Origin of the sequence: Enterococcus sp. BWT-B8, assembly GCF_020567625.1 — a bacterium.
Lineage (GTDB): Bacteria > Bacillota > Bacilli > Lactobacillales > Enterococcaceae > Enterococcus_L.
In genome coordinates this window covers 1-9,529 of sequence record NZ_JAJDJV010000027.1, presented here as the reverse complement: position 1 = coordinate 9,529, position 9,529 = coordinate 1, and the positions used below count along the sequence as shown (strand labels likewise).

The 9,529-nt window shown below is 36.2% G+C and carries 7 protein-coding genes and 1 pseudogene; 7 read left to right on the top strand and 1 reads right to left on the bottom strand.

Features of this window, described 5'->3' with window-relative positions; all coding sequences use genetic code 11:
* Nucleotides 1–452 precede the first annotated feature (452 nt).
* The 7 genes from LI951_RS14970 (at nt 453) to LI951_RS14940 (ending at nt 6,089) form a co-directional block, all read left to right on the top strand.
* On the top strand, nt 453–953 hold the full coding sequence (locus tag LI951_RS14970) for a thioredoxin family protein (RefSeq protein ID WP_202064307.1): 501 nt from the start codon (nt 453–455) through the stop codon (nt 951–953).
* A 27-nt stretch (nt 954–980) separates the two neighbouring features.
* Nucleotides 981–1,880, top strand: coding sequence for an ATP-binding cassette domain-containing protein (locus LI951_RS14965; protein WP_229442797.1), 900 nt, complete (start codon nt 981–983; stop codon nt 1,878–1,880).
* On the top strand, nt 1,864–2,586 hold the full coding sequence (locus LI951_RS14960; RefSeq protein WP_202064312.1) for an ABC transporter permease: 723 nt from the start codon (nt 1,864–1,866) through the stop codon (nt 2,584–2,586). The genes LI951_RS14965 and LI951_RS14960 overlap by 17 nt, the downstream gene beginning before the upstream one ends.
* 17 nt (nt 2,587–2,603) lie before the next feature.
* Complete coding sequence (locus tag LI951_RS14955; RefSeq protein WP_229442796.1) at nt 2,604–3,149, top strand: DUF4097 family beta strand repeat-containing protein; 546 nt, start codon at nt 2,604–2,606, stop codon at nt 3,147–3,149.
* Between the two features lie 12 nt (nt 3,150–3,161).
* Nucleotides 3,162–5,213 (top strand): ATP-binding cassette domain-containing protein, encoded by a 2,052-nt coding sequence (locus tag LI951_RS14950; RefSeq protein ID WP_229442795.1) that lies wholly within the window; start codon nt 3,162–3,164, stop codon nt 5,211–5,213.
* A 2-nt stretch (nt 5,214–5,215) separates the two neighbouring features.
* Nucleotides 5,216–5,614, top strand: coding sequence for a thioredoxin family protein (locus LI951_RS14945; protein ID WP_202064319.1), 399 nt, complete (start codon nt 5,216–5,218; stop codon nt 5,612–5,614).
* A 205-nt stretch (nt 5,615–5,819) separates the two neighbouring features.
* A complete protein-coding gene (locus tag LI951_RS14940) occupies nt 5,820–6,089 on the top strand; it encodes a hypothetical protein (protein ID WP_202064320.1) in 270 nt (89 codons plus the stop codon).
* Nucleotides 6,090–6,827: 738 nt separating this feature from the next.
* Here the strand turns inward: LI951_RS14940 and LI951_RS14935 are convergent.
* Nucleotides 6,828–8,565, bottom strand: a pseudogene (locus tag LI951_RS14935) (IS1182 family transposase).
* Between the last annotated feature and the right edge of the window lie 964 nt (nt 8,566–9,529).

Here is a 9,529-nt window from a genome sequence, read left to right as displayed (position 1 = left end):
TTATTAGCTTCTGCCGGTATTCCTCATATCCGAGGAGGCTCATTGTCAAGGACAATCGGACAATAACGCGAATTGAAATCGGACACCTTATAAAAACTGTCAAGAAAAGGGTTGCCATTCCATAGAGGCTTACAGCCGCAGAGCAAACCTCCAGTTCACACTGGAGGTTTTGATTGTCTACTTAAAAAGAAGTATTCAACTAGCAATGCTTCTATAGTTCCCCCGATTTGGGTAAGGATTTATCGAATGAAAGTAAGGCAGAATTCGCCTAATTAAGAAACAAAAAAACTTGAAGAGTAACCGAAGCAGGGCATCTTCATTTTTTGAGAAAGCGTGCATTATTTACCTATAAAAGACTGCATGAACTACTCATACGGAAACAGGGTGTGCTGACTATAATAAATGTATCAAGTAAACAAAGAATATCAACGACAACGTTAGGAGAGAAAAATATGAAAGTAAAGAATAGTAAAAAATTGTCACTTATTATTGGGGTATTTCTAATGGTTATTGGAATTATTGCCTATTCAATAAATACGCAACTTAAGAAAAATGATGAGGAATTGTATCAAGCTAAAATAGCTTATCCAGAGATTTATGACTCTATTAATTCACTAAGTTTTCATTCCTTCGAAACAGAAGTGAAGGATGGTGAGCTGTTGGTTTATATTGGGCGTCCTGATTGTGGAGACTGTAATGAGTTTGAACCGGCTTTTCTTTCAATGGTTGAAGAAAGAAATTTAGAACAAGAGATTAGTTATCTTAATGTTTCTAAGCTGAGAAAAGATGAGGGGAAATGGGAAGACTTTAAAGAAACCTATGGCGTGATGTACACGCCAACAATTGCATATTTTAAAGATGGACAATTAGTTAGCAAGGTTGAATGGACACCGGAAAAAGGAAGTGTTTTATCGGAATTTGAAGCTTGGCTGGATGCGTACACATACAGTTAAAATGGTTAAAATACAGGAGGTGGAATAATGAGTAATTTATTACTAAAAACAACAAACTTAACTAAGAAATATAAAAATTTTACAGCATTGGATGAAGTGAATATGTCTATTTATGAAGGCGATATCTATGGATTTATTGGCAAGAATGGTGCTGGAAAAACAACGCTGATTCGAACGATTACCGGCTTGATTTTTCAGACATCAGGTAGCTATGACTATCTAAAAAAAGGGATAACAGTTAGTGCAGTTATCGAGGCACCCGCAATATATCCAGATTTGAGTGCTTTTGAAAATTTAAACTATGCAGCAACTCAGAAAAATGTTAAGGACCCAGATTGTGTGAATAAGACCTTAGATTTTGTTGGTCTAAATACAACAGGAAAAAAGAAGGTTCGAGATTTTTCTCTAGGGATGCGTCAAAGACTGAGTATCGGAATGGCCATCATAAATAACCCGGATTTACTAATATTGGATGAACCAATCAATGGCTTGGATCCAGCTGGGATTATTGAAATGCGAAAAATGATTCAGAGAATTAATAAAGAATTAAAAACAACGATTCTAATCTCAAGTCATATCTTATCTGAGTTGGCAATGGTAGCAACTAGATATGGGATTATTCAAGATGGACGGTTGGTAAAAGAGTTTTCCAGCGAAGAGTTAGCAACGGAGCTGAGCTGCAAATATATTTTGGATGTATCAGATAAGGAAGCTGCACTGCAGCTAATTGAGGAGAAAAATATAAACGTAGTGGGTATGGAAAACAATAAAATTATTTTCCATACGGACAATGAAACACTGAACATTTTCTGTGAAAAATTATCTGATCGTCAAATCAGTGTTTATCAGCTTCAACATGTAAAAAAAGAATTGGAAGATGTATTTTTGGAAATTGTAGGAGGAGATTATCATGTATCAGTTAATTAAGGCAGACTTGTACCATGTCTCAAGAACTAAGGCCTTTTATATCACCCTGTTGTGTGCGTTGTCAGTCACGTTGTTTTTTACTCTGACAACAGCAATAGATGATCGGATGATGTTCATTCAGAGCTTGATGATTAACGGAACTGTGCTTCTCCCAATGCTGTTTATTCCGATATTTATGTTGGTGTGGCAAAAGGATTTTGTTAGTAGGACAGTTAACTCAGTCCTTATCTCTGGTATCTCAAGAGAAAAATATTATTTTAGTAAATTAGCAACAACCTATCTGTTGGGAACCTTGCTGGTTGTTGTATACAATGTATCAACACTTATTTTTAGTCTGGGCATTCAAGGTAGTATTCATTTTCTGGAAATTCTAGGAATCCTGGGACTTCAAACGATATTATACCTTGTGGTTCTGGCAATTGGGTTGTTTTTATATAGTCTAGAGAATTCAGCAGCGTTGTCAACAGCAGTATATGTCTTAATTATTCTACTGGGGGAGAATGTTGTGACCATCTTCTTAGAACAGTTAGGAGCAGATGCACAAAAGATATCACAATACTTTCTATTTAAAAATCTGGGTGCAGTTGTTCAGTTGAACGAGATGAGTCAAGACCAATTGGTGAAAGTTTTTGTAGGAGCACTGCTGCTTCTGATTGTTGCTATGACGTGTACTGTTACGATGCTTCAAAGAAAAGAATTGAAATAGCGAGGAGGGAAAATGAGATGAAAAAGAAAATGCTGTTAATAGTAATTTGTGTCGCAGTTCTGGGTGTATTCATCTTTAACTATGTTAGTGAAGATAAAATTTCTGTAAATAAGGAATGGGACTTAACCTCTGAGCAGGTCAAAAATATCACGTTAAAAGGAATCAGCCAGGATATTGACATTTATATAGAAAAGAGTGACAGGAATCATCTGTCTATAGAAGGTCAAATGCCAGTCTCATTTGCAGAAAAGTTGTCTACACTGAATCCGAATGAACAAGAGATATGTCTTGATTTTTCCACATCGATTGGCTTGAGTGTTGCTAAACTAAGTGGTGATAAATTAAGAATGACGATTTATGTGACTGACGAAAAAAATCTGGAACAACTATTAGTTCAGATGAATAAAGGCAATGTCAATGTGAATGTACCTGAAACCTTTGCTAAGGCCTATAAACTGAAAACTAATCAAGGCAAAGTCAATCAGCCGGATCAGCAGAAAGCCACGCAGGGACTAATCAAAGTTGAACTTGGCTTTGGAGACATAACGGTTAAGGAGATTTAGGAGGGATAACGAATGTTTGCACATACGATGCAGAATATGACCAATGACTGCGGCTTGGCGGCGTTGGAGACCATCTTTAAGCAATTGAAAGTAAAGAATGTAGAATTAACATTAAGTGAATCCATGGATTCAAATCAGCAAGGGCTGTCACTACTTCAGCTGCAGGAAATTATGAACAGTAACGGTGTATATAGTGAAGCATACAGAGTCACTGATTTTCATGAACTGAGCGGTCAAAGATTTCCTATCGTTTGTATGATTAAAAGAGATGATTTACCCCATTATGTTGTTGTACACCAATTGAACCAGCAACAGATCATTTACTCAGATCCAGCAGAGCCTCAGCTAATCACAATAGATGTAGCAGCATTTATAGAAACATTTATGGGGTATGCAATTTGTATTGAAGATGTTCAAAAAATGAAAAGTCAGACTAAGAAAAGCAATAGTCAACTATATAAACAAATCATTCAGACTCTACCCTTTTCTTCAAAGTTTGAAATTGGTGTGTTGACTTTTATGAAATACCTCATTCCGTTAAGCTTGATAGCGTTCATGCAGTACGCGATGATTTATCAGATGGAAAGTATAACAATGCCTTACTTTGGTATGATTGCTCTGTTCTTTCTGACCTTGATGTTGATTTATTATCAAATTAGCCAAAAGGATATCCAAATAAAGACTAAGCTGGAAAACCAGTTTCAACAAAAGGTTCTGATGGAATATTATGAAAAGCAAACGAAAAATGTCACTGAAAAAAGAAATATGGACAATATCATGGGACATTTCTGGAACTTATTAATATCAGTCACAGGCATTTTGAATAAGCTGTATTTAAAATTTGATTTGGCCTTTGTTTTCACGCTATGTCTGCTTATTTTCAGGGTTGATATCCTACTGGGAATTGTGGTTGTTGCATGGCTGGCAGTCTTTGTCGTAATGGTTAGCAAGCGAGCAAAGAAAATTCAGAATTTTGAAAAAGGAGTAGTATCAGGCTCCAATGCACTTTCTTCAACTATTGAAGAGCAGCTGCGCTTATCATTGGATGTACATTTATTTTCAAAGGAAGAAGAAGCGAGCGAGAAAGTTCGGGATAAAATGGCTGATTACTTTAATAAGAAGCTGATCAGCAATGAACTATCAACAGCAATTGATTCGATTTTTGAATTTATTAGCACCTGCATTACTTTGAGTATATTCGGTTTTCTGATTTATGCGTATACATTTAATAAAAATCAGTCAATTACCATGCTATTTCTCAGTGTTTTTATCATTACGCTGGTTCTTTCCAGATTGAGACCGATTGTCCAAATTTGGTTAAGAATTCAAAAAAGTGAGCAGGCGGTAACGTATATTCAAAATAGCTTGGCTATAGACAATCCTACTGGGGAAAATGAAATAACCGATATCGGTACTAAAACGATCGAACATCTTAGTTTGAAGAATCTTTCATTTTCATATAACGAAGCCAATAAATGTTTATCTGGAATCAATATAAATTTTGAAAAAGGAAAGATGACAGGGATTTCAGGTAAAAATGGCTCTGGAAAGAGTACCTTAATGAAAATCATTTTAGGCGTACTAAAGCCAGATAGTGGAGTAATCCGAATCAATAATAAAAAGTTTTCGTCTCTACATGGAACGAACATCACTGAAGCCGTAAATGCTTATTTTCCGGAAATGGGTACATTCAAAAACACAGTTGAGCGAAATATAAAATTCGGCCTTAGCAACACTCAGGCACTGAAAAACCAGCGAATAGATTATTTAAAAGAGTGTATGGGTTTGGAATTGGCGGATGACCATGTGATTCACGCCCAAGGCGGAAATCTCTCCCAGGGGCAAATTCAAAAAATTCTTCTTTTAAGAACATTATATGAAGAGAAGTCTGTTTATATGTTTGATGAGCCGACAACCAATCTGGATCAAAAGTCAGTAGATGCCTTTATAAAGGTCTTAAAAGCCTTGGCTGCTACTGAAGATAAAATCATCATTTTAATTACTCATGACTCTTACTTATTGGAACAATGTGATCAAATTGTAGTGATAAGTGAGGAGGTGTAATTATGAAAAGAATGAAACTTGTGTTGCTGGCAATATTGCTCTTAGTGTCAGGGGGTTTTTGCTTAACGCACTTGACCTTTGCCGACAAAAATCAAGAGTTTGAAGAAATTAGTATTACTGAGGTAGAAAGCAGAGTCGCGAAAGAAAAAGATATGATCGTTTATTTCGGCAAAAATTCCTGTGAAGCCTGCAGAGTATTTACGCCAATATTATCGGAAGCTGCGAAAAGAAGTGGTAAAAAAATTTTATTCCTAGATGGTGATAACTTTGCGACCAAAGAGTTCAGCGAAAAATATAATATTTCCGGGACACCAACGTTAATAATAATAAAAAACGGTAAGGTACTAAGATATGAAGGGGTGATGGAGCTGGAAGAAACGCTTAGTATATTAGAAACATAGCAATGAATCAAGAAAAGGAGAGGGGGGAGCAATCATGAAAAAATTAACAAAGACAGAACAACAAAGCGTAAAAGCTGGTTGGGTATGTGTATTGTGGGGAGCAATCTGCTGGGGTTAAGAGCCTCAATAAAAACGAAAGAAAGGAGAAAAACCATGAAAAAACTAACAAAGACAGAACAACAAAGCGTAAAAGCTGGTTGGGTATGTGTATTATGGGGAGCAATCTGCTGGGGTTAAGAACCTCAATAAAAATGAAGGAAAGGGGGATAACTATGAAAAAATTAACAAAGACAGAACAACAAAGCGTAAAAGCTGGTTGGGTATGTGTATTATGGGGAGCAATCTGCTGGGGTTAAGAGCCTCAATAAAAACGAAAGAAAGGAGAATAACTATGAAAAAGCTAACAAAGACAGAACAACAAAGTGTAAAAGCTGGTTGGGTATGTGTATTGTGGGGAGCAATCTGCTGGGGTTAAGAACCTCAATAAAAACGAAAGAAAGGGGGATAACTATGAAAAAATTAACAAAAACAGAACAACAAAGTGTAAAAGCTGGTTGGGTATGTGTATTATGGGGAGCAATCTGCTGGGGTTAAGAACCTCAATAAAAACGAAAGAAAGGAGAATAACTATGAAAAAATTAACAAAGACAGAACAACAAAGTGTAAAAGCTGGTTGGGTATGTGTATTGTGGGGAGCAATCTGCTGGGGATAGTATAGAATAAAAGATACCTTGAAAAGCAACGAGTGGCTGCTTTTCAAGGTATCTTTTTACTTTTTTAATGAATAAGTGAAGCTTTCAAATCTTTAATGATGTTTGTATTTGCAATGGGGCATTATACAGCCAGCTAGAATCGCCGCCAAAGTTGTATACTTTATCATTTTTTACTGCCTTCAGATTTTTCCAAACATTTTCCTGAAACAGATGGAGAGATAGTTAAGGATGGAACGCCGGAAGAAGTGGTTATAGAACAACTGTTGATGGAAGTGTTTGCTATTGAAGCGGAGATTATCTGTCTAGAACAAGACGGCCCCTTGTTTTGTCTTATGAGATGATGGTTAAGGAGCAACGTGATGAATTGGAAAGCTAGACTCCAGCAGAGACAGGTGAGCATATTTTCTGTTTGTTTTTTAATGATGGGAGCAGTTCTGGTTTCTATCAGATACGGGACAGAGTTGGTTTGTGATATAATTTTTAAACATAAGGACACCTCGCTAGTCTGATTGTTTTGTCAATTTTATTTTACCAGAGGTGTTCTTATTTATGTGCAAAAAATAGAGAGTGGGACAATAGTCCGCTCTCCAAAAGAAAATAAGTCCGATTTTGATAGTTAATATCAAAATCGAGCTTATTTTTTCTTTTATAGATGCCTTTCTCTCCATATATTTCCCTATTTTTCTTAAATTTAACGCCATGAGTGCCAAGCCAATGTCAATCTTTGCTCCTTGTTTCCCCCGCAAGTGGAAACGATGGAACGCCAAATGAGCCTTCAGATGACCAAACACTGGTTCGACATCGATTTTCCGTTTCCGATAAATCGAACCTGTTTCTTCCTCTAAAAGCTTCTTTTTACATTCTGCTTTGAAATAGCGCCATGAATTATTCACTAAAATTTGTCGGTTCCGATCACTTTTTGCTTTCGTACATTGACTACGAACTGGGCAGCCTCTACAATTTTCACATTCGTAAATTTTGAAATCACGTACAAATCCGCCTTTATCTTTTCTTCGGCTATATTGCTTGAAGGAAACTGCCCGATGGGCAGGACAAATGTACGCATCCTCTTTCTCAAGATAAAGCCAATTTTCTACACGAAACGGATCATTCTTCACTTTCTTTTTGGTTTCTTTATGGTAGCTGTTATACGTGATCAATGGTGTTTCATGCAAGATATCGTTGATATACATATAATTTTCTTCGCTTCCATAACCGGCATCTGCCACAATATCTTCGGGTAATTCGTTGTGTTGATCTAAAAAGCTGTCTAAGAACGGATTTAAGGTTTTTGTATTTCCTGGATTTGGAAATAAATCATACGCTAGGACATACTGATTTTCTGTTGCGATTTGTAAGTTATAGCCTGGTTTTAGCTGACCATTGCACATATAATCGTCTTTCATTCGCATAAATGTGGCATCTGTATCTGTTTTTGAAAAGCTGTTTCGTTCTTGAAAAAGTCGGTTGTAGGCTTCATATTTTTGTTTTCTTGGGAGGTAATCTGCTTGAATTTTTCGCAGATATTTTTTATAGGTTCTTCTTTTTCTCTTTAATTGACTTTGTTTTTCTTTTTGCTTTTCATAGGGCAATTGCGCCTCTAATTCCTGAAGTTCACTTTCTAAATGACTCGCAGCTTCTTCCAGTTGCTCGCTTGTCAATCCATCGGGTTGTTCTTCCTCTTTCAAACAAGGCAAGACTTTCTCTTCGTAAAGTACTTGATAGAACGCCTCAGATTTTTCATCCAGTAGTCGCTCATAACGAGTGGTTGCTTTACGCCAAACAAAGCTGAACTTATTAGCATCAGCTTCGATTTTTGTACCATCAATAAAAATGGCTTCATTATCGATGACTCGATTGGTAATTAGTTGTCGATGAAACAAGACAAAGGCTTCTGCTAAAAGGTGAGCGGTTGTCTCATGACTTCTAAACCGATTGATGGTTCAATAGCTGACTTGTTCATGGTTCGCTAACCAACGCATACGGTAGCTGTCATCTAACAGAAATTCAATTTTCCGACCTGAAAAGATACGCTGGGTATAGGCGTATAAAATAATTTTTAGCATCATCTTAGGATGATAGGCCGGTCGGCCTAATTGTTCTTCTAATTCATGAAAGAGTGTTTGTGGCATTGCTTCAACTAAGGCCATTAACCGCAAAAGAGACATCTGTTTCTGGAATATATTGTTCCATATCTAATGGTAAAGTTGTTTGATTGATGGTATAATTTTTAAACATACAAGCACGCTCCTTTTTGATTGGGTTTTGTCACTTTAATCTTACAGGTTTGCGTGTTTTTTGTGTACCCTAAATTCAAAAAAAGTGGAACGATAATCAGATTTTTCTCTGATTATTGTCCCACTCTCTTTTCGTTAGGACTTATGTTCCAAGATCTTTGCTTTTTTCTAAAAAATGTCAACTGAATTGTTGAAGTGAGAAAAATGAAATTATTTAGTTTTGATAATCAGCGGTTTATTGTAGTAAAAAACAAGATATTTGTTATTCGATTTTCTCAAGATCGAAACATTCATATGGAAAAGTAATTGAAGTAGATCCTAAAAGAGTTTAATTTTTATGATGAGGAGAATAAACTATGTAATGCAAAAAATTGCTTGAAAGAAATGGAAACGATAGAACTATTCATTTTATGTTTTGTCGGAGTATCCAGTTAATAGAACGCAATGCCTAGCTTTTTTAGTGACCTTGATAATGACCTTGAACTGATTCGTACAGGTGCGGAAAAAAACGGTTTTGATTAAGTAGAATATGCTTGATTTTCTTAGTAGTAGTACACAAACGGATGTATTAGGAAATCAAGAACGAAATATCCAGTAGCTAACTAAGCTTTTATTTAATCGAGGTTGTGACAGAAGTATGTCTGATACCCTTAAAACCGAATAAACGGTGTTCCAGTCTTTGTATGATTCGAGCAGAAGCAAAGCCCCTCCATGCTTCGAGGATCGGAACGAAGTGAGAACCGTAGACGCAGAAGCTGTCTCAAGAAATAAGTCGAACTATACTGAAAATATGAGTAGCTATTTTCGTATATTCCGACTTATTTCTTGAGACAGAACACTTCTTATACGAAAACTAAAACTCAAAAAATGCAAAAAAAGACTACCTGCTGCTTAATGTGTGGTTAGTCAAATTTGGTCTAGAACACTTTAGCAGTTGTTTGTTAAGGTGTTCTTTCTATTTTGTA

Excerpts from the sequence above, each read along its gene's own strand:
- LI951_RS14970 (WP_202064307.1), top strand. The coding sequence starts at position 453 with ATGAAAGTAAAGAATAGTAAAAAATTGTCACTTATTATTGGGGTATTT.
- LI951_RS14965 (WP_229442797.1), top strand. The coding sequence starts at position 981 with ATGAGTAATTTATTACTAAAAACAACAAACTTAACTAAGAAATATAAA.
- LI951_RS14960 (WP_202064312.1), top strand. The coding sequence starts at position 1,864 with ATGTATCAGTTAATTAAGGCAGACTTGTACCATGTCTCAAGAACTAAG.
- LI951_RS14955 (WP_229442796.1), top strand. The coding sequence starts at position 2,604 with ATGAAAAAGAAAATGCTGTTAATAGTAATTTGTGTCGCAGTTCTGGGT.
- LI951_RS14950 (WP_229442795.1), top strand. The coding sequence starts at position 3,162 with ATGTTTGCACATACGATGCAGAATATGACCAATGACTGCGGCTTGGCG.
- LI951_RS14945 (WP_202064319.1), top strand. The coding sequence starts at position 5,216 with ATGAAAAGAATGAAACTTGTGTTGCTGGCAATATTGCTCTTAGTGTCA.